The organism is Plantactinospora sp. B6F1, assembly GCF_040120695.1.
In the GTDB taxonomy this organism is placed as follows: domain Bacteria; phylum Actinomycetota; class Actinomycetes; order Mycobacteriales; family Micromonosporaceae; genus Plantactinospora.
Window position 1 is genome coordinate 1 of the sequence record NZ_JBEEAC010000027.1, and the last position, 18,640, is coordinate 18,640.

The 18,640-nt window shown below is 71.3% G+C and carries 17 protein-coding genes; 12 read left to right on the top strand and 5 right to left on the bottom strand.

Annotated elements, in window-relative coordinates; genetic code table 11:
• Positions 1–72: 72 nt before the first annotated feature.
• A complete protein-coding gene (locus tag ABNF97_RS26230) occupies positions 73–1,374 on the bottom strand; it encodes a hypothetical protein (RefSeq protein ID WP_349340138.1) in 1,302 nt (433 codons plus the stop codon).
• 330 nt (positions 1,375–1,704) lie between these two features.
• On the opposite strand from ABNF97_RS26230, the gene ABNF97_RS26235 reads away from it, so the two are divergent.
• Entirely contained in the window at positions 1,705–2,829 is a 1,125-nt protein-coding gene (locus ABNF97_RS26235; RefSeq protein WP_349340139.1) for an acetate/propionate family kinase, read from the top strand.
• Positions 2,830–2,877: 48 nt separating this feature from the next.
• On the opposite strand, the gene ABNF97_RS26240 is transcribed toward ABNF97_RS26235, so the two are convergent.
• Positions 2,878–3,045: a hypothetical protein gene (locus tag ABNF97_RS26240; RefSeq protein ID WP_165436734.1), complete on the bottom strand. Its 168-nt coding sequence runs from the start codon at positions 3,043–3,045 to the stop codon at positions 2,878–2,880.
• 302 nt (positions 3,046–3,347) lie between these two features.
• On the opposite strand from ABNF97_RS26240, the gene ABNF97_RS26245 reads away from it, so the two are divergent.
• On the top strand, positions 3,348–4,523 hold the full coding sequence (locus ABNF97_RS26245) for a low temperature requirement protein A (protein WP_349340140.1): 1,176 nt from the start codon (positions 3,348–3,350) through the stop codon (positions 4,521–4,523).
• Positions 4,524–4,628: 105 nt separating this feature from the next.
• Here the strand turns inward: ABNF97_RS26245 and ABNF97_RS26250 are convergent, their stop codons facing one another.
• Positions 4,629–5,672 (bottom strand): substrate-binding domain-containing protein, encoded by a 1,044-nt coding sequence (locus ABNF97_RS26250; RefSeq protein WP_130463250.1) that lies wholly within the window; start codon positions 5,670–5,672, stop codon positions 4,629–4,631.
• A gap of 320 nt (positions 5,673–5,992) precedes the next feature.
• On the opposite strand from ABNF97_RS26250, the gene ABNF97_RS26255 reads away from it, so the two are divergent.
• The 9 genes from ABNF97_RS26255 (at position 5,993) to arfA (ending at position 16,816) form a co-directional block, all read left to right on the top strand.
• Positions 5,993–6,976, top strand: a complete 984-nt coding sequence (locus ABNF97_RS26255) for an LLM class flavin-dependent oxidoreductase (RefSeq protein WP_349340141.1) — start codon at positions 5,993–5,995, stop codon at positions 6,974–6,976.
• 96 nt (positions 6,977–7,072) lie between these two features.
• Positions 7,073–7,429, top strand: coding sequence for a hypothetical protein (locus ABNF97_RS26260; RefSeq protein ID WP_130463252.1), 357 nt, complete (start codon positions 7,073–7,075; stop codon positions 7,427–7,429).
• 130 nt (positions 7,430–7,559) lie between these two features.
• Positions 7,560–8,126 (top strand): hypothetical protein, encoded by a 567-nt coding sequence (locus ABNF97_RS26265; RefSeq protein WP_349340142.1) that lies wholly within the window; start codon positions 7,560–7,562, stop codon positions 8,124–8,126.
• A 40-nt stretch (positions 8,127–8,166) separates the two neighbouring features.
• Positions 8,167–9,861 (top strand): ABC transporter ATP-binding protein, encoded by a 1,695-nt coding sequence (locus ABNF97_RS26270; RefSeq protein WP_349340143.1) that lies wholly within the window; start codon positions 8,167–8,169, stop codon positions 9,859–9,861.
• A complete protein-coding gene (locus tag ABNF97_RS26275; protein ID WP_349340144.1) occupies positions 9,858–11,708 on the top strand; it encodes an ABC transporter ATP-binding protein in 1,851 nt (616 codons plus the stop codon). Before ABNF97_RS26270 ends, ABNF97_RS26275 begins: the two co-directional genes overlap by 4 nt.
• Before the next feature lie 336 nt (positions 11,709–12,044).
• Complete coding sequence (locus tag ABNF97_RS26280; RefSeq protein ID WP_130463254.1) at positions 12,045–13,403, top strand: extracellular solute-binding protein; 1,359 nt, start codon at positions 12,045–12,047, stop codon at positions 13,401–13,403.
• A gap of 25 nt (positions 13,404–13,428) precedes the next feature.
• Complete coding sequence (locus ABNF97_RS26285; protein ID WP_130463255.1) at positions 13,429–14,373, top strand: ABC transporter permease subunit; 945 nt, start codon at positions 13,429–13,431, stop codon at positions 14,371–14,373.
• Between the two features lie 2 nt (positions 14,374–14,375).
• Positions 14,376–15,275, top strand: coding sequence for an ABC transporter permease subunit (locus ABNF97_RS26290; RefSeq protein WP_130463256.1), 900 nt, complete (start codon positions 14,376–14,378; stop codon positions 15,273–15,275).
• A 32-nt stretch (positions 15,276–15,307) separates the two neighbouring features.
• Positions 15,308–16,816: an arabinosylfuranosidase ArfA gene (gene arfA / locus ABNF97_RS26295; protein WP_349340145.1), complete on the top strand. Its 1,509-nt coding sequence runs from the start codon at positions 15,308–15,310 to the stop codon at positions 16,814–16,816.
• Between the two features lie 78 nt (positions 16,817–16,894).
• Here arfA and ABNF97_RS26300 read toward each other — a convergent pair whose 3' ends face one another.
• Together ABNF97_RS26300 and ABNF97_RS26305 are read right to left on the bottom strand one after the other, a co-directional pair.
• Positions 16,895–17,065, bottom strand: a complete 171-nt coding sequence (locus tag ABNF97_RS26300) for a DUF397 domain-containing protein (RefSeq protein WP_349340146.1) — start codon at positions 17,063–17,065, stop codon at positions 16,895–16,897.
• 10 nt (positions 17,066–17,075) lie between these two features.
• A complete protein-coding gene (locus tag ABNF97_RS26305) occupies positions 17,076–17,918 on the bottom strand; it encodes a helix-turn-helix domain-containing protein (RefSeq protein ID WP_349340147.1) in 843 nt (280 codons plus the stop codon).
• Positions 17,919–18,310: 392 nt separating this feature from the next.
• Here ABNF97_RS26305 and ABNF97_RS26310 point away from each other — a divergent pair, with 392 nt between their 5' ends.
• Positions 18,311–18,598 carry a hypothetical protein gene (locus ABNF97_RS26310; protein ID WP_349340148.1) on the top strand — a complete coding sequence of 96 codons (288 nt, stop codon included), beginning with the start codon at positions 18,311–18,313 and terminating at the stop codon, positions 18,596–18,598.
• Positions 18,599–18,640 lie beyond the last annotated feature (42 nt).

An 18,640-nucleotide genomic window follows, 5' to 3' on the forward strand; every position in this document is an offset into this window, starting at 1 on the left:
TGTTGGGACACCTCGGGGGGGGGGGTCGCCCGGCGGGCACGGCCGGGCGACCCGAGGGTTCGCGCGACCAGATCAGTAGCCGTAGCGGTTCTTCAGGTGCCGCCACCAGTCCCGGAACATCCAGCGGTCGAACTCGGTGATCGAGCTGGCGCTGCCGGCCTTCATGATGAAGCAGCACTGACCGGTGGGGGTCCAGTCGTAGAAGTCGTCCAACCCGTAGGTATGGCCGATCTCGTGCAGCAGGATCGTCATGTTCTCCGTGTTGAGGTTGTTCATGAAGTACTCCCGGCCCATCCGCTGCCCCCAGTCGCCGCCGGCACCGCCGCCGAAGCCGTCGGTGAGCCAGAGCGAGTGGTCGTAGTGCCGGGCCGCGCCGCCGGGACAGTTCGGGTACTGGCCGTTCTGGTTGAAGAACCGGCCGCACGGCGCGGCGCACTGCGGGGCGTTCTCCCGGATGTCGCCCACGTAGATGTCGACCGAGGAGTCCGACCACTGGAGCTGGGAGCGGTCGCGGACCGCCCAGCCGACCACCCGGACCGGGACGTCGGTGTACGGGAACGCGTTGTGCCCGACCATCACGTCCATCCACTTCTTGTACTGCCGGGCCAGGGCGGCGTGGATCTGGTCGCGCTGGGCGGCGGTGACGGTGGCCGAGGAGTCCCAGCGGACGCAGTAGTTGATGTAGCCCCGGTTGGCGAAGAGCTGGTCCCAGCCGTAGTTGCGGAAGCCGTACAGGTTGCCGTTGTTGTAGGTCTGCTCCTGGTGCCGCCAGACCTCGTCCAACGGGGTGACCAGGTTGGACGGCGGGTTCCAGCCGGAGGACGGCGGGGTGGTCGGCGGGTTGGTCGGGCCGGTGCCGGGCGGCTGGGCGTGCGCCTTGACCTCCAGCAGGCCGACCGAGGCAGCGCCACTTTGCAGCAGCACCCGCAGCCGGGTGGTGCTGACCTGGTTGAAGGTGACCAGGTTGTAGCGGTTGGCCGCGATCGGATAGCCGCTGGCTCCGGCGACGTCGACGTAGCCGCTGCCGTTCCAGCTCTGCACCCGCCAGGACGCCGGCAGGCGTACGCCGCCGTTGTCGTCGAAGAAGTAGACCTCGGCGGCCCGGATGGCCTGCGGCTGGGTCCAGGTGAGCAGCACCCACTGCTCCCCCGTGTTGGGCCAGGTGCCCCAGCGCGGGTTCTGGGTGTCGTTCGAGGTGGTCGGGTCGATCCCGTCGCGGATCGCCTCCACGCTCTCCCAGGGTGAGGTGTAGGACGCGCTCGCGGTCGCGGTCCAGGCCAGGTTGTCCCCGGGCGCGGCCTTGGCCACTCCCATCCCGGTGAACACCAGGCCCAGCGCCAGCAACGGCGCGAGGGCCGGCCACCATCGCCTCATCGGACTCCTCCTTGGCTCAAGCGATTGATGAAGATCAATTCCTTGGCGCCGGGTCCGCCGGAGGTTCGGCGGGGTGGTGGGTTTCGGCGTTCTGCACACGATGGCGCACGAAAAGGTTTTCGGCAAGATGTTCCGCACATCGCGAGGAGGTAACGCCAGACAGCGTGTACCGCAAGAATCGCGGTTTGATCTTTGGTGTTGTTTCGAAAAGGTTGTCGAATGTTTTCGGAAGCCCGTAACCGGCAGGTTGTCGGTGCGTGGACCCGGACGGGCTGGGTAACACACCCCCACCTGGACAGACGACGGGACGGATGGCCGAAGGAGGCACGGATGCCGACCCGGACGAGCGGACCGCCACCCGGCCCCCCGGTCGTACTGACCGTCAACGCGGGTTCGTCCAGTCTCCGGCTCGACTACGTCCGGGCGGGCGAGGTCACCGACGGCCTGGCCCGGACCGAGCCGCCCGGATCGGCTGAGGCGGACCGGGCGGTACGCGACTTCCTCGCCGCCCACGACCCGCCCGACGCCGTCGGCCACCGGCTGGTGCACGGCGGTGACCTGGTCCGCACCCCGACCCGGGTGGACGACGCGCTCCGGGCCGAACTCGACCGGCTGGGCACGCTGGCCCCGCTGCACCTGCCGCCCGCGTTACGCCTGCTGGACCGGATCCGGGAGCGGCTGCCCGAGGTACCCCAGGTGCTCTGCCCGGACACGGCCTTCCACGCCCACCTGCCGGCCGCCGCCGCCACCTATCCGCTGCCCGCGCCGTGGCGCCGGCGCTGGGGGCTGCGCCGGTACGGCTTCCACGGCCTGTCGTACGCCTACGCGCTGCGCCGTACCGCCGAACTGCTCGGCCGGCCGGCCGACGACCTCCAGCTCCTGCTGGCCCACCTCGGCGGGGGCGCCTCGGTCTGCGCCGTCCGGGACGGCCGCAGCGTCGACACCTCGATGGGCTTCACCCCGCTGGACGGCATCCCGATGTCGAAACGTTCCGGGGCGGTCGACCCGGGAATGCTGCTCTGGCTGCTCGAAGACGACCGGCTCAGCCTGGCCGAACTTTCCGAGGGGCTCAACTCGCGGTCCGGACTGCTCGGCCTCTCCGGCGGCCGCTCCGACGACACCCGCGACCTGGTCGCCGCCGCCCCGGACGATCCGGTGGCGGCGCTGGCGCTGCAGGTCTACGCCCACCGGGTACGCCGCGAGTTGGCGGCCGCCGCCACCAGCCTGGACCGGCTGGACGCCGTGGTCTTCACCGGCGAGATCGGCTGGGACCAGCCCGAGGTGCGGCACGACGTCTGCGCCGGGCTCGGCCTGCTCGGCGTCACCCCGCCGCAGGGCGGCAACCAGGAAACCGACGCCGTGGTCTCGGCAGCCGGCGCCCGGGTACCGGTGCTGGTCGTCGAGCCCCGGGAGGACCTCCAGGTCGCCGCCGAGACACTCGCGGCGCTGCGCTGACCCGGGACTCCCCTGGCTGCCCCGGACTCCCTCGCGCTCCGGGGTCGGTCAGGCCATCAGCCGGGTCAGGAAGTCACCGATCCCCTGGGCGATCGCCATCAACACCGCCCCGATCGTCTCGACCAACTCGGCGGCACCATCCGGCCGGAACGCGATGAAGAAGATCAGGAAACCCACGAATAGCCAGGTGAGGACCTTCTTGGCAAGTACGGGCATGTCTCCTCCGCTGGGGCATCCCCCGTCTCGTACGGCCTCGGGAGCCTGGTGTCACGAGAACTGGCAACGGTCCGGCGATCGAGTGCTTCGCATCCCCGTCCGGACCGGCCCGCAAACGACCCCACCGGTCCGCACCCGGTGCCACCGGCCGGCCCGACCGGCGACGCGCCACTTCTCCGGATCACGCCGCTCGCCGGATACAGCAGTATTACAGGCTGAACGCCGGTAATATGGCGATTGCCCCTCATTGACCGTTCAGCGCCCGCGAACGACGGGCCGGACGACCCTCGGTGGAGGCAGGTTTGACCAGCCCGGCCGGCCGACCGGACGTCCTGCGCGGGCCGGAGGACGCCCGGGTCACCACCATCGAACTCTTCTTCGATGTGGTCTACGTGCTGGCCGTGACCCAGTTGACCGAGTTGCTGCTGCACCGGCTACACCCGGCCGGCGTCGCCGGGGCCGCGGTGCTGCTGCTCGCCATCTGGTGGGCCTGGGTGGACACGGCCTGGATCACCAACTGGTTCGATCCGGACCAACCCAGGGTACGGGTGCTGCTCATCGCGCTGATGGGGATCAGCCTGGTGATGTCCTCGGCGCTGCCCGAGGCGTACGGGGATCGAGGGCTCTGGTTCGCGGCGGCGTACGTGGCACTGTCGGTGGGGCGGTCGCTCTTCGTCGCCTCCGCCCTGGCCCGTCGGTCCGAGCTGCACCGCAACTTCCAGCGCCTGCTGGTCTGGCGGACGGTCTCCGCGCCGCTCTGGCTGGCCGGCGGGTTCGCCGCCGGCCCGCTCAGGCTCGGCCTCTGGGTCGCGGCGGTGGCCGTCGACACGACCGCGGCGGCCGGCGGCTTCTACGTGCCGAAATGGGGCCGGTCGACGCCGGCGGAGTGGACGATCAACGGGGCACATCTGGCCGAACGGGCCCGACTCTTCGTGATCATCGCGCTCGGGAAGTCCATCCTGGTCACCGGCACGGTCTTCGACGCCCTGGGACACGGCTGGACCACCCTCGCGGCATTGTCCAGCGCCTTTCTCGGCAGCGTGGCACTGTGGTGGATCTACTTCGACCGCAGCTCCGACGCGGCCCGGCGGGTGCTCGCCGAGGCCGAGGAGCCGGGCCGGCTCGGCCGGTCGGCGTACACCTATCTGCACATCCCGATGGTCGCCGGTGTCATCGTCACCGCGGTCGGGGACGACCTCACGCTGCGCCACCCGACCGGTGAGAGCAGGCCGGCGGTGATCGTCGGCGTGCTCGGTGGCCCGGTGCTCTTCCTGGCCGGGTTCCTGCTGTTCAAGAACGCGGTCCTCGGCGTACGCTCCCGGACCTACCTCACCGCCCTCCTCGCGCTCGTCGCGCTCGGCCCACTCGGGCTGGTACTGAACCCACTGACGCTGTCCGCCCTGGCGACCCTGGTGGTGGCGACGGCGGCGGCCCGCAGCACACTGCTGGTGGCCCGCACGGCGAAGAACCCCGGTTGAGCCGCTCCCCCGGCGGCACCGGTGTCCCCCACCGCACGGCCGGCCGGTGTCGATCCCGGGCACGACCGGCTGGTCCAACGTGGCGTCAATCCTGGACGCGGCCGGTCAGGCCGACCGCCGGCGGACCAGGTGGGTGTCCAGGAAGACGGCCGGCGAGGGGATCTCGTCGCCCCGGATCTGCGCGACCAGCAACCGGGCCATCTCCGTGCCCATCCTGATCACGGGTTGGTGCACCGAGGTCAGCGGCGGGTTGGCGTGCAGCGCCAACGACGAGTCCTCGTAGCCGACCACCGCCACGTCCGCCGGAATGCGCCGGCCGGCCTCGTGCAGCGCCTGCATCGCCCCCAACGCCATCAGGTCCGAGGCGGCGAAGACCGCGTCCAGGTCGCCGCGCCGGTCCAGCAGCCGGCGCATCGCCGCCCGGCCGCTGTTCGCGCTGAAGTCGCCGTACTCGATCAGGTCCTCGGAGACCGGCCGGCCGTGCGCGTCGAGCGCCTCGCGGTAGCCGATCAGCCGGGTCACCCCGGCACCCATGTCCTGGGGTCCGGCCACGGTGGCGACCACCCGGCGACCGATCCCGATCAGGTACTCGACCGCCTGCCGGGCGCCGCCCGCATTGTCCACGTCGACGAAGTACGCCGGCTGGGTACCGGGGCCGAGCATCCGGGCCGGCCGTCCACCGAGGACGGTTGGTAGCCCGCGCTCCATCAGCAGTCCCGGCAGCGGATCCGCGTCATGCAGCGAAATGAGCATCACCCCGTCGACGTGCTGGTCGGTGAGCTGCTGCTCCATCTTCTCCCGTCCGCCCGGCGACTGGATCCAGGAGAGCCAGAGCTGCAGCGGGGTGTCGGCCAGCCCGGCGCTGACCCCGCGGGCGATGCCGGCGAAGAACGGCTCGCCGAACGCCCGCTCGCCGGACTCGGAGATGACCAGCGCGACCGAGTCGGTCCGCTGGGTGACCAGCGCCCGCGCGGCACGGTTGGGCACGTACCCGAGTTCCCGGACCGCCGCCCACACCGCGGCCCGGACCGTCGGGCTGACCTGTGAGGAGTTGTTGACCACCCGGGAGGCGGTGCCGCGTCCGACGCCCGCCCGGGCCGCGACCTCGCTCAATGTGGGCCTTCCGGGGTCGCGGCGCTGGGATCTCATGATCTGCTCCCGGGGCTTGCGTCGATCAACGGTGACGTCAGGGTAGGCGGCTGCCGAACCGACCCTCGTGCGCCGGCCGGTACACCACGCCGACACGCCGCTCACCGAGGCTGTTACATCGATGATGATATGGTTGCCGATCCGCTTTCGGCCCCGTCCGTCCGGTCGGTACCGCCACCGGTTCGACCATCGACGGTTCCGGTGCCGCCCGCTCCGCCGGCGCCATCCGCTCCGCCGACGCCATCGGTTCCGCCAATGCTGCCCGCCTCGCCGCTGCCGCCCGCTCCGCGGGACGGTGCCGCCGATTCCGAAGGAGCCCGTTGACCCGGTTCGGTTGGTTCCTCGGTCACGAGGAGTGGCAGCCCGAACGGCTGGTGGCCCAGGCCCGCCGGGCCGAGCAGGCCGGCTTCGACGGCGTACTCGTCTCCGACCACCTCCAGCCGTGGGTGGACGACGCCGGGTCGGCGGGCCACGGTTGGGCCACGCTGGGCGCGATCGCCACGGCGACCCGACGCGCCACGCTGGTCTCCGCGGTGGCCTGCCCGCTGTTCCGCCAGCATCCGGTGCTGGTCGCGCAGGCCGCCGCCACGCTCGACCGGCTCTCCGGCGGCCGGTTCGAACTCGGGGTCGGCACCGGGGAGGGCATCAACGAGGCGCCGCTGGGCCGGTTTCCGCCGTACCCGGAGCGGCTGGCCAGGATCACCGAGGCGCTCGGGCTGCTCCGGCCGCTGCTCGCCGGCGAGACCGTCCGGCAGCCCGATGCGGCGTTCTATCCGGTCTCGTCGATCCGGCTGCACAGTCCTCCGCTGACCGGCGTACCGGTGCACCTGGCGGCGGCCGGTCCCCGCTCGGCGGCCACCGCCGGTCGGCTCGCCGACGGGGTGGTCAGCTCGGTCAAGGACCCCGAACGAACCGGCCGGGAGGTGGTGGACGTGGCGCGGGCGGCCGCGGTAGCGGCGGGGCGTACGCCACCGAGGGTGGTGCTGAGCAGCTTCGTGGTGCTCGCCGACAGCGACGACGAGGCGATGCGGGCACTGCGGCCCTGGCGCGGACTGCGCACGCCCGGCCGGCTCGTGGCGTCGAGCCCGACCCGGCTGCGTCGGCGGGCCGACCGGCTCGGCCGGGACGCGATCCTCGCCCGGTATCGCCGGGTCGGCGAGCCCCGGCAACTCCTCGACTTCTGCGCACGGTTGCTCGACCGGCTCCGCCCGGATGTGCTGGCCCTCCAGGTGGCCGCGACGGACGGCGTGGCTGCGCTCGAACGCTTCGCCGAACTGGCCGACCGGCTGCGTCGACACGGCTGACCTGCAGATACATAGCCCATCCAGACACTGTGGACGGCACTTGCGTCGCACCCCGCCGAGAGCACAATTCGAACACATGTACGATAGAATATCGAGGTGTACGACAGCCGAGACCAGGCCGGCGGCCGCACCCTCGCCGCCCACGCCTGCACCGCAGCCCACCAGCCCACCGACCGCCGACTCGTCCTCGCCCGAGTGCACCGGCTCGCCACGGACTACGCCGGTGGCTATCGCGAGGGTCTGAGCCGGGACACCGCCCTCGCCGAGCTCGCCGATCTCGCCACCGATCCCGACCTGCTCGCCCAGGCTGCCGCCATGCACGCCGTCGCCGACAACTGGTATGCGATCACCGCCGTCGACCTGCTGATCGAGGCCGGCGCGCCGACGAATCTCCTCGACTCCTATCTGGACTCCGGCGTCGACCCCGATCCGGACGGAAACCGGCTCGACTGACACGGACGCCGTCGGGTCGCGTTCGCGCCGGCTTGCTCTCCGCGACGCACGGTCCAGCCACGCGATCCGCATGGTCGAACCGTGCGTCGCGCGTCTGCCGGTTGAGCGGCAACACCGAGAGCCTTGCACCATGACATCCACGACACCGGACAGTACGGTCCCGGATACCACGGACCCGGACGCCGCGGTCCCGGACAGCCAATCCACCGACAGTGCGGACACCCGATCGCACGTCTCCGGTACGCCCCGGCACCGACCCGTCCGGCACTTCCTGCGGCACTTCGCCGAGATGACCATCGCGATGGTCATCGGGATGCTGCTCTTCGGCCCGGTCTGGAGGGTGCTGGCCACCGCCCTCGACGCCGCCAGCGGGCTCGACCTGAACCCCCTACTCGACCACCCCGACATCGGCGCGCTGGTGATGGCCACCAACATGACGCTGGCAATGACCGTCTGGATGCGGTACCGCGCACACGGCTGGGCTCCGGTCGCCGAGATGGGCGCGGCGATGTACCTGCCGTTCCTGCTCTTCCTGCCGCCGTACTGGATGGGGGCGGTCAGCGGGGAGTTCCTGATGATGGCCGGGCATGTGCTGATGCTGCCGGCGATGGTGCTGGCGATGCTCCGCCGGGTGGACGAATACAGCGGTCATCCGGGTACGCCGGCACTCCGACGAGGCCCAGACGACGGATGCTAGGTTAGCCTAACCTTCAGTTCACCAGCGGAGGAGCCTGAGCGTGCCGACCGGTAGCCTCACGGCACGTACGGTGCTGACCGGTGCGATCACCGGCCAGCTCCGGCACGTACTGGCCAGTGCGGGGCTCAGCGCCAGTCACCAGGCCGGCGAGGCACTCGTACCGGTGCTGATCGGCGTCGTCATCGACCGGGCCGTCGGCCGGGGCGGGGTCGTCGACCTGGTCGGCTGGATCGGCGTACTGGCCGTGGTCTTCGCGGTGCTGTCGACGAGCTTCCGGCTGGGCGCCCGTACCGGCGAACGCGCGGTCGAGCAGGCCGCGCACCAGCTCCGGCTCTCGCTCACCCGGCGGATCCTGGACCACCGGGGCGGAGCGGAGACCGGCCGGCTGCCCGGTGCGCTGGTCGCCACCGCCACCGGTGACGCCGACCGGGTCGGGGCGGTCAACCGGGCCCTCGCCACCGCGATCGGGGCATCCACCGGCCTGCTGGTCGGCGGCGTGGCCCTGCTGCTGGTCTCGGTGCCCCTCGGACTGCTGGTGCTGGTCGGCGCACCGCTGCTGCTCTGGCTGGCCCACCGGCTCGGCCGCCCGCTGGAGCGGCGCAGCCACGCCGAGCAGGAGCGGGCCGCGTACGCCTCCGGGGTGGCCGCCGACCTGGTCGCCGGGCTGCGCGTACTCAAGGGTCTCGGTGCGGCACCGGCCGCGGCCGGACGCTACCGGCGGACCAGCCGGGAGTCCCTGGCCGCCACGGTCCGGGCGGCCCAGGCCCAGGCATGGTACGACGGCACCCTGCTGATCATCACCGGACTCTTCGTGGCCGCCGTCGGCCTGCTCGGCGGCCGGCTGGCGGCGCAGGGCGCGCTCACCGTCGGGCAACTCGTCGCGGCGGTCGGCCTGGCGCTGTTCCTGCTCGGACCGCTCTCCGTCTTCGGCTGGGTGAACGCCGAGTTCGCCCAGGGTCGCGCCTCCGCCGACCGGATCGCCTCGGTCCTCGGCGCGGCTCCGGCCACACCCACCGGCGACGGCTCCCCCGACACCCCGGTACTCGGCCGTCTCGACCTGCGGGACGTCCGGCACGGCACGCTGCGCGGCGTCAGTCTGCACGCCGCCCCGGGCGAGCTGGTCGGCATCGTGGCGACCGAGCCGGCGGTCGCCGACGACCTGCTGCGCTGCCTCGGTCGGGACGTCGACCCGGACGCCGGCACGGTCGAACTGGACGGAGTCGGGCTGCACACCCTGGACCCCGAACGGTTACGCGCGGCGATCCTGGTCGCGCCGCACGACGCCGACCTGTTCGAGGGGACCCTGCGGGAGAACGTGGCCGCGTCGGCTCCGGCCGGGTCCGACGTACGCCGGGCGCTGGCCGCCGCCGACGTGGACGAGGTGGCCCGCACCCTGCCGCAGGGGGTCGACACGCTGCTGACCGAGCGCGGACGGTCGCTCTCCGGCGGGCAGCGCCAGCGGGTGGCCCTGGCCCGGACACTCGCCGCCGAGCCGCCGGTGCTGGTCCTGCACGACCCCACCACCGCGGTCGACTCGGCCACCGAGGCCCGGATCGCGGCCGGGCTGCGGGAACTCCGGCAGGGCCGGACCACCGTGCTGGTCACCACCAGTCCGGCGCTGCTCGCGGTCACCGACCGGGTGGTGTTGCTCGACGGCGGCGCGGTGCGGGCCGAGGGCAGTCATCCCGACCTGGTCCGCCGGGACGGCACCTATCAGGCGTCGGTGCTGCGGTGAGCACCAACCGACCGGCCCGGGAGCTGCTGCCGACCGCGACCGGGCGGCAGGTCCGCCAGACCCTCGCCGAACTGCTGCGGCCCCGCCGGTTCCTCGCCATCCGCGCCCTCGCCCTGCTCGTCGGCTCCACCGCGGTCGGGCTGCTCACCGCGCCGCTGCTCGGGCAGATCGTGGACCTGGTCGTCGACGGACGGCCACCGGGGGCGATCACCACCCCGACGGTGCTACTCGGGCTGGTCGCGGTCGTCCAGGGGATCTCACTGGCGCTGGGGCTGTCCCAGGTCGCCCGGCTCGGCGAGGGCATCCTCGCCGAGCTGCGGGAACGGTTCATCGAACGGGTACTGGACCTGCCGCTGGAGCAGGTCGAGCGGGCCGGTTCCGGCGACCTGACCGCGCGGGTCACCGGGGACGTGACGGTGATCGCCGAGGCCGTCCGGACCGCCCTGCCGCAGCTCGCCCGCTCCGGCCTGACCATCGGCCTGACCCTGGTCGGGCTCGCCGTACTCGACTGGCGGTTCCTGCTCGCCGCGCTGCTCGCGGCGCCGATCCAACTGCACACCGCCCGGTGGTACGCCCGCCGGGCGCAGCCGCTCTACGCCAGTCAGCGGGTGGCGCACGGCGCCCAGCAGCAACGGTTGCTGGACACCGTCGGCGGTGCCCGGACGGTACGCGCGTTCCGGCTCACCGAGCCGCACCTGCGGCGGGTCTCCGGCAGTTCCGTCGCGGCGGTCGACCTGACGCTGCGCGGGATCCGGTTGATGACCAGGTTCTTCGGCCGACTCAACCTCGCCGAGTTCGTCGGGCTGACCGCCGTACTGGTGACCGGTTTCCTGCTGGTGCGGGCGGACGCGGTCAGCGTCGGCACGGCATCCGCCGCCGCCCTCTACTTCCACAACCTCTTCGGTCCGCTCAACTCCGCGCTGAGCCTGGTCGACGACGCGCAGTCGGCCGCCGCCAGCCTGGTCCGGCTGGTCGGCGTCACCCGGTTGCCGGCGCACCGGCCGGCGGAGCACCGTCCGGTGCCGGTGGACGGCGGGATCGAGGCGAAGGAACTGCGGCACGCCTACGTGCCGGGGCACGACGTACTGCACGACGTCACGTTCAGCGTGGCGCCGAACGAGCGGGTCGCGCTGGTCGGGGCGAGCGGTGCAGGCAAGACGACGCTGGCCAAGCTGATCGCCGGGATCCACCGGCCCAGCGGCGGCGGCATCCGGCTCGGCGGCGTACCGATCGAGGATCTCGGTGCCGCCGTGGCCGGGCGGACGGTGGCGCTGATCAGCCAGGAGGTGCACGTCTTCGCCGGGCCGCTCGCCGAGGACCTGCGGCTGGCCGGGCCGGACGCCACCGACGAGGAGTTGCTCGCCGCGCTGGACCGGGTCGGCGCGCTGGGCTGGGTACGCGCGCTGCCGGACGGGCTGGCCACGGTGGTCGGCGACGGCGGGCACCGGCTGACGGCGGCGCAGGCCCAGCAGTTGGCCCTGGCCCGGCTGGTGCTGGTGGCCCCGCCGGTGGCGATCCTGGACGAGGCGACCGCCGAGGCCGGCAGTGCCGGCGCACGGGAGTTGGAGACGGCGGCGGCGCGGGCGCTGGACGGGCGTACCGGACTGGTGGTGGCGCACCGGCTCACCCAGGCGGCCGCCGCGGACCGGGTCATCCTGCTGGACGCCGGCCGGGTGGCGGAGGTCGGCGCCCACGACGAGTTGGTCGCCGCTGGCGGCCGGTACGCGGCGCTCTGGTCCGCCTGGGCCGGCACCCGGGAGACGCCCCGGCCAGCCCCAGACCCAGACCCGGTGCCGGAGCAGCGGCAGCCGGAGCAGCAGGGGCCGACGGCCGACGCCGAGCGCTGAGGGCTGAGGGCTGAGGGGCTGCCACTCGCCGCCGCCGCTGCCGTCGTCATCGGCCGAGTACCGGTTGAAACGATAAGAATCTGTCAGCTCGTCCCGCGGCGCGGCGGTGTCGGCGGGGTGACCGACGGCGGGACAGCTACCCGGGTTTTTCGTCAGGAAAACAGCGGCTATGGATTGACGGCCCCCACCCGACCGGCAACAATCTGGACCAGTGTGATCGTTAACATAGGGCCGCTCCGGCAGCCACCACCGGCGCAGCCCCGCGCCGCCAGTGCCGCCGGCCCCGGTATTGATACCTGAAACGGTTCATGAACTACACCGGTCAGGAGGGGAACCATGCACGATCCACCGCCCACCCACCGACCTGCCGGGCCGGCACTGAGCCGCCGCGGCGTACTGCTCGGCGCGCTCGCCGGTGCCGGTGCCGCGACCCTCACCGGCTGCGCCACCCCGCTCGGCGCCGGGTTGCTGAAGACCGAGGCGGCGCCGGGCGCCGTCGAGTACTGGAACCTGTTCGGTGGCGGCGACGGCGTCCGGATGCAGCAGATCCAGGACGCCTTCCGCCGGGCGCACCCCGCCACCCCGCTCAAGGCCATCATCCTGGCCTGGGGCGACCCCTACTACACCAAGCTCTCCCTGGCCACGGTCGGGGAGGAACCGCCGGACGTGGCGATCTCGCACCTCACCCGGATGAAGACCCTGGTCGACGCGGGGCTGCTCCAGGAACTGCGCCCCGAGGACCTGGCCCGGCACGGCATGACACCGGAGAAGTTCAACCAGCGGGCCTGGCAGGCCGGGCTGGTCGACGGCCGGGCGTACGCGATCCCGCTGGACACCCACCCGTTCGTCCTCTTCTACAACACCGACATCTGCCAGCAGGCCGGACTGCTCGACTCCGACGGACAGCTCAAGCCGATCGTCGGCGAGGCGGCGTTTGCCGACGCGCTCGCCCGGGCCAAGCAGGTGACCGGCCGGTACGGCGCCACGCACGGCATCAACTCCGACCCGGCCTCGCCGTTCCGGCTCTTCCAGACCCTCTACTCACAGCTCGAGGGCGAGATCCTGGCCGACGACGGCACCCGGGTGGTGCTCGACGATGCCAAGGCGGGCCGGGTGCTCGACTACCTGCGCGCGCTCACCGTCGAAGAAGGGCTGATCCCGGGCGGCGCCGACTACCCGGGCGCGATCGCGATGTTCGCCACCGGGCAGGCCGGCTTCCACCTGAACGGCGAATGGGAGATCAGCACCTTCCAGACCGCCAAGATGCCGTTCGGGATGACGCTGATACCGAACGTCTTCGGCGGGCCGCACGCCGTGCAGGCCGACTCGCACACCCTGGTACTGCCGGTCCGCCCCGACCTGGACCGGGCCCGGCTGGACCGGGCGCTGCACTTCGTCCGGTTCGTGCTCGACCAGAGCCTCACCTGGGCGGAGGGCGGCCACGTCCCGACCTGGCTGCCGTTCGCCGAGAGCGACGCCTACCGCCGGCTCAGTCCGCAGTCGAGCTACGCCGCGGCGGCGGACACCGCCGTCTACGACCCGCCCGCCTGGTACTCCGGCTCCGGTTCCAACTTCGAGAGGGTGATCGGCGCGGCGGTGGGCGCGGTGGAGGGCGGCCAGCTCACCCCCGAGGCCGCGATAGCGCAGATCCGGTCACAGCTGACCATCCTCGCCCAGACTCCGTCACCGGTGTGACCCGACCTCATCGAGGAGGTATGCCGTGGCCACCACTACCACCCACTCCCCCGACCGGACCGGCGCCGGATCCGGTTCACCACCGGCAGCGCACCCGCGGCGCGGGAACGGCCGGCCGGCGCTGTTCTTCCTGGCCCCGTTCCTCGCGCTCTACCTGCTCTTCATCATCGGACCCGCGCTGTACGGGCTGGTGATGAGCTTCTTCCACACCAGCATGGTCCGGCCCGGGCTCGGCGACTTCGCCGGCCTGAGCAACTACGCCGAGGCGCTGGGCAGCTCCGACTTCTGGTGGGCGCTCTGGCACACCGCCTGGTTCACCCTGCTGACCACCCCGCCACTGGTCGTCCTGGCGCTGGTCTTCGCGCTGCTGGCCGAACGCGCCCGCCGGGGACGCTGGTTCTTCCGGCTGGCCTTCTTCCTGCCGTACGTGCTGCCCTCCGCCGTGGTGGCGCTGATCTGGCTGTGGATCTACACGCCGGAACTCGGCCTGCTGAGCCGGACCGTCGACGCGGTGGGCCTCACCGCGCCAAACTGGCTCGGCGACCCGGCCTGGGCAATGGGCTCGCTGGCGATCAGCACCGTCTGGTGGACGCTCGGGTTCAACTTCGTGCTGTACCTCGCCGGCCTGCAGGACGTACCCCGGGACCTGTACGAGGCGTCCGCGATCGACGGCGCCGGGCCGTGGCAGCAGATCCGCCGGATCACCCTGCCGCTGCTGGCCCGCACCACCACGCTGGTGGTGGTGCTCCAGGTGATCGCCTCGCTGAAGGTCTTCGACCAGATGTACCTGATGACCAATGGCGGCCCGAACTTCAGCACCCGCTCGGCGCTGCAGTACGTCTACGAGGTCGGCTTCACCGACTACCGGACCGGCTACGCCGCCGCCGCGTCCACCCTGTTCTTCCTGCTGGTGCTGGCGGTCTCGGTGATATGGCTGGTCATGACCCGTCGCCAGGAATCGGAGGTGTGACGATGGCGCTGCTCGAATCGACCCGCGACACCGACCGGGACCGCCGCACCGAGGCGGGTGGCGCGGCCCTGGCGAACTCGGTGGACCGACGGATCCGGCTGTTCAACCGCTGCTGCATCGGGATCCTGGTCGCGTTCGCGCTGCTCTGGCTGGTACCGCTGGCCTGGGCACTGGACACCTCGCTCAAGCCGAACGGGGAGACCACCGACCCGACCTGGTGGATCGAGAATCCGACGTTGGCCGCCTACCGCACCGTGCTGACCGAGAGCGACATCCTCAACTGGTACCTCGCCAGCTTCGTCACCTCGACGCTGGCCGCGGCCGGTACCGTGCTCACCGCCAGCATGGCGGCGTACGCGCTGTCCCGGCTGCGGTTCCGGTACCGCCGGCTGGTCTACTGGTTCCTGCTCTGCGGCCTGCTGATCCCGAGCCAGGTGCTGATCGTGCCGCAGTTCCGGGAAATGAGCGGCATGCACCTGCTCAACACCTGGTGGGCGGTGCTGCTGCCACAGATCCCCACCGCCATCGCGATCTTCATCTTCAAGCAGTTCTTCGACGGGATCCCCCGGGACCTCGACGAGGCCGCCCGGATGGACGGCGCCGGCTTCCTCCGGACGTACCGTCGGGTCGTCATGCCGCTGTCCCGGCCCGCGGTCTCCGCCGTGACGATCTTCACCTTCGTCTGGAGCTGGAACAACCTGCTCTGGCCGCTGCTCGCCGTCACCGACCCGGAACTGATGACCATCCCGGTCGGCCTCGCCGCGATCCAGGGCACCTACGGCATCCGCTACGCCGACACCATGGCGTCGGCGATCCTCGGCGCGCTGCCACTTGTCCTGGTCTTCCTGCTCTTCCAGAGACGGATCGTCGAGGGCATCGCCGGCACCGGTCTGAAAGGCTGACACCGTACCGAGAAACAACCGTTGGAGGTTTCGTGCACCAGGCCGCGTTGACCGTCGATCCCGCGTTCAGGATCGCCGAGGTCGACCCGAGGATCTACGGCTCGTTCGTGGAGCACCTCGGGCGCTGCGTCTACACCGGGATCTACGAGCCGGGACATCCGACCGCCGACGAGCACGGGTTCCGCCGGGACGTGGCGGAACTGGTCCGGGCGCTCGGCGTGCCCGTACTGCGCTATCCGGGCGGCAACTTCGTCTCGGGCTACAACTGGGAGGACGGGATCGGCCCGCGCGAGTCCCGGCCCCGCCGGCTCGACCTGGCCTGGCGGTCGATCGAAACCAACGAGGTCGGCGTCGATGAGTTCGTCGGCTGGACCCGCCGGGTCGGCAGTGAGCCGATGATGGCGGTCAACCTCGGTACCCGGGGGGTGGACGCCGCCCGGAACCTGCTGGAATACACCAACCACCCGGGCGGGACGTACTGGTCCGACCTGCGGCGGCAGCACGGCAGCCCGGAGCCGCACGACATCAAGCTGTGGTGTCTCGGCAACGAGATGGACGGCCCGTGGCAGACCGGGTTCGCCACGGCCCGGGAGTACGGCCGGCTGGCGGCGCAGACCGCCCAGGCGATGCGCCGGGTCGACCCCTCCATCGAGCTCGTCGCCTGCGGCAGCTCCGGCAGCGGGATGCCGACCTTCGGCACCTGGGAGGCGACCGTACTGGAGGAGACCTACGACCTGGTCGACTACGTCTCGGTACACAGCTACTACCAGGAGCACGACGGCGACCGGGACAGCTTCCTGGCCAGCGCGGTCGACCTGGACCGGTTCATGGAGTCCGTGGTGGCCACCTGCGACCATGTCCGGGCGGTCGGCAAGCACCAGAAGCGGATCAACCTCTCGGTCGACGAGTGGAACGTCTGGTACCAGAGCCGGTTCGTCGGCGAGGAGAAGCTCGACTGGGCGGAGGCGCCCCGGCTGATCGAGGACGTCTACTCGGTGGTCGACGCGGTGGTCGTCGGTGACCTGCTGATCTCGCTGCTCCGGCGGGCGGACCGGGTCAAGATCGCCTGTCTGGCGCAGCTCGTCAACGTCATCGCCCCGATCCGCAGCGAACCGGGCGGACCGGCCTGGGTGCAGCCGACGTACCATCCGTTCGCGCTCACCTCCCGGCACGGTCGCGGCACCGTGCTGCGGGTCGAGCCGACCGGCCCCCGGCACGACACCGCCCGGCACGGCGAGGTGTCGACGCTCACCGCGACCGCCGTCCGGGACGACGAGTCCGGTGCGGTCACGCTGTTCGCGGTCAACCGGGACCAGCGGGAACCGCTCGCCCTCGACGTCGACCTGCGGGCCTGCGGCGACCTCGCGGTCGGGGAGCACGTCGCGCTGCACGACGCGGACCCGGAGGCGACGAACAGCGCCGAGGCACCCGAGCGGGTGTCGCCGAGCCGGCTCGGCGACGTCAAGGTCGACAACGGGCGGGTCAGCGTGGTCCTGCCGGCACTCTCCTGGAACATGATCCGGCTGACCGCCACCGGCTGAACCACGCAGACGTCGGCGGCCCGTTTTGGGCCGCCGACGTCTGCGGTAATCAGGCTTCGGCGGCCGGCACTACAGCAGTCAGCGGATGTGCCGGACGAATGCACGCCACGCGGCCGGGGTGAACGTCAGCACCGGCCCAGCCTTGTCCTTGTTGTCACGGACCTCGGTGGCCTGGCCGGTGTGCCGAGCTTCCACACACGCGCCATTGCTGCCGCTGCGGGTGCTCTTGCGCCACTGGTTGTCGAGCATGGCGCCTCCCTCAATCCTGGTGCACGGTATCGCGGATTCTCTTGATCATCGCAGCCGAGTCGCTCGCAGACAATGCCGAGGCGCGCAGAGCGTTGAAGACCACCGTACAGCGCCGCACGTCCTCGCCCTCAGCGTAGAGGTCGCCGGTCAAGCCCTCGATGTAGACCACCCCGGGTCCGTCGGTGAAGGTCAGGATGTGGAAGCTCGACAACATCGACGCGTACGCTCCTTCGCGGAACGGGATGACCTGGAGCGTGACGTTCCACAGCTTCGCTGCGTCGAGCATCGCCGTGAGCTGAGCGTGCATCACCTGCGGTCCGCCGATCTGCCGGTGTAGAACCGCCTCGTCCATGACGGCGACCAGGCGCAGAGTGCCGTCCTTGATGAGCTTCTGCCGCTCCATCCGGACCGCTACTCGGCGCTCGATCGCTTCCGGTGTGGGCTGGAACGCGTCTTCGCTCGTCATGGCACGGGCGTAGTCCTCCGTCTGGAGAAGACCAGGCACGACCAGCGTCTCGAAGTTCTGCACCTCGTGGGCTGCGGATTCCAGCCCGATGTACTGGCGGTACGTGGGCGGCAGGTCGCCGTACTTGGCCCACCAGCCGCGTTGCTTCCCTGACCGGGCCATCGTCAGCAAGGTCTCGCGCAGCTCAGGGTCGGTTACGCCATAGCGGTCGAGCAGGGCGTTGAGCGCCGGACCCTTGATGCCCACCCGGCCCTGCTCAATCCGGCGCATCGTGCTTGGGGAGACCTCGATGATCTCGGCTGCTTGCTCGGCGGTCACGTTGGCTTCCTCGCGAATCCGCTTGATCTGCGCGCCGAGCTGGAAGCGGAGGAACGTCGGGCTGTCCATGGCGGTCATTGTGCTCCCCTGCGCCGCAGTCTGAACTGCCCACACGCCGTAGTACGTGAATGACGTCCAGTCATTGACCTCGTGAAAATGCGCGCGCAATATGGATGGTAGGTGTCATGGCTCGGACGGCCAACCCCACGGCTCGGCCACCGCGCTCCCGACCGATAGGAGGTCAGAGGCATGTTCCTGGTCTGGTGGTACCTGCGCGAATTCTGGCTGTGGGCGGGGAGGCGGCACGGGCCGAGGTGGTCCCACCTTCACGACCGAGGGTTCTGCCGGTGCGGGGACGACTGGCCGTGCCGGCGGTACGGGGAGGCGTGGTACCGTCGCCGGCTGCGCCGGTCGGGTGTCAAGGACTACCGGTGGCATGAGGGCCGCTGGTTGCGAGTCCGGTGAATTTCACACCAGTCCCAGGGGATGTGATCGGAGTCGGCTCGGCGGCCAGTGTCCAGTTCAGGGGCGAGCGGAAGCTGACGCTGCGGGTGGTGGCCGTGGACTCCCGACCGACCTACTACGGCTTCGCCTGGATCACCGGCTACGTGGTCGACCGGGCAGGTGTCGCCACCGACAAGCGGGAGGTCTACGTCCAGGTAGCCGGGCTGGTTCTGCTGCAACCTGCCCGCCGTACCCGGTCGGCGGCACCTCTGCCCGGCGGTGCACGATCGGCCGGGGTCCGATAGGTACCAGCCGGCCGGGGTTCGATAGGTACCAGCCGGCCGGGC

Coding starts and splice junctions, on each gene's coding strand:
- ABNF97_RS26280 (WP_130463254.1), top strand. CDS start 12,045: ATGCACGATCCACCGCCCACCCACCGACCTGCCGGGCCGGCACTGAGC.
- ABNF97_RS26265 (WP_349340142.1), top strand. CDS start 7,560: ATGACATCCACGACACCGGACAGTACGGTCCCGGATACCACGGACCCG.
- ABNF97_RS26250 (WP_130463250.1), bottom strand. CDS start 5,672: ATGAGATCCCAGCGCCGCGACCCCGGAAGGCCCACATTGAGCGAGGTC.
- ABNF97_RS26235 (WP_349340139.1), top strand. CDS start 1,705: ATGCCGACCCGGACGAGCGGACCGCCACCCGGCCCCCCGGTCGTACTG.
- ABNF97_RS26240 (WP_165436734.1), bottom strand. CDS start 3,045: ATGCCCGTACTTGCCAAGAAGGTCCTCACCTGGCTATTCGTGGGTTTC.
- ABNF97_RS26290 (WP_130463256.1), top strand. CDS start 14,376: ATGGCGCTGCTCGAATCGACCCGCGACACCGACCGGGACCGCCGCACC.
- ABNF97_RS26300 (WP_349340146.1), bottom strand. CDS start 17,065: ATGCTCGACAACCAGTGGCGCAAGAGCACCCGCAGCGGCAGCAATGGC.
- ABNF97_RS26230 (WP_349340138.1), bottom strand. CDS start 1,374: ATGAGGCGATGGTGGCCGGCCCTCGCGCCGTTGCTGGCGCTGGGCCTG.
- ABNF97_RS26305 (WP_349340147.1), bottom strand. CDS start 17,918: ATGGACAGCCCGACGTTCCTCCGCTTCCAGCTCGGCGCGCAGATCAAG.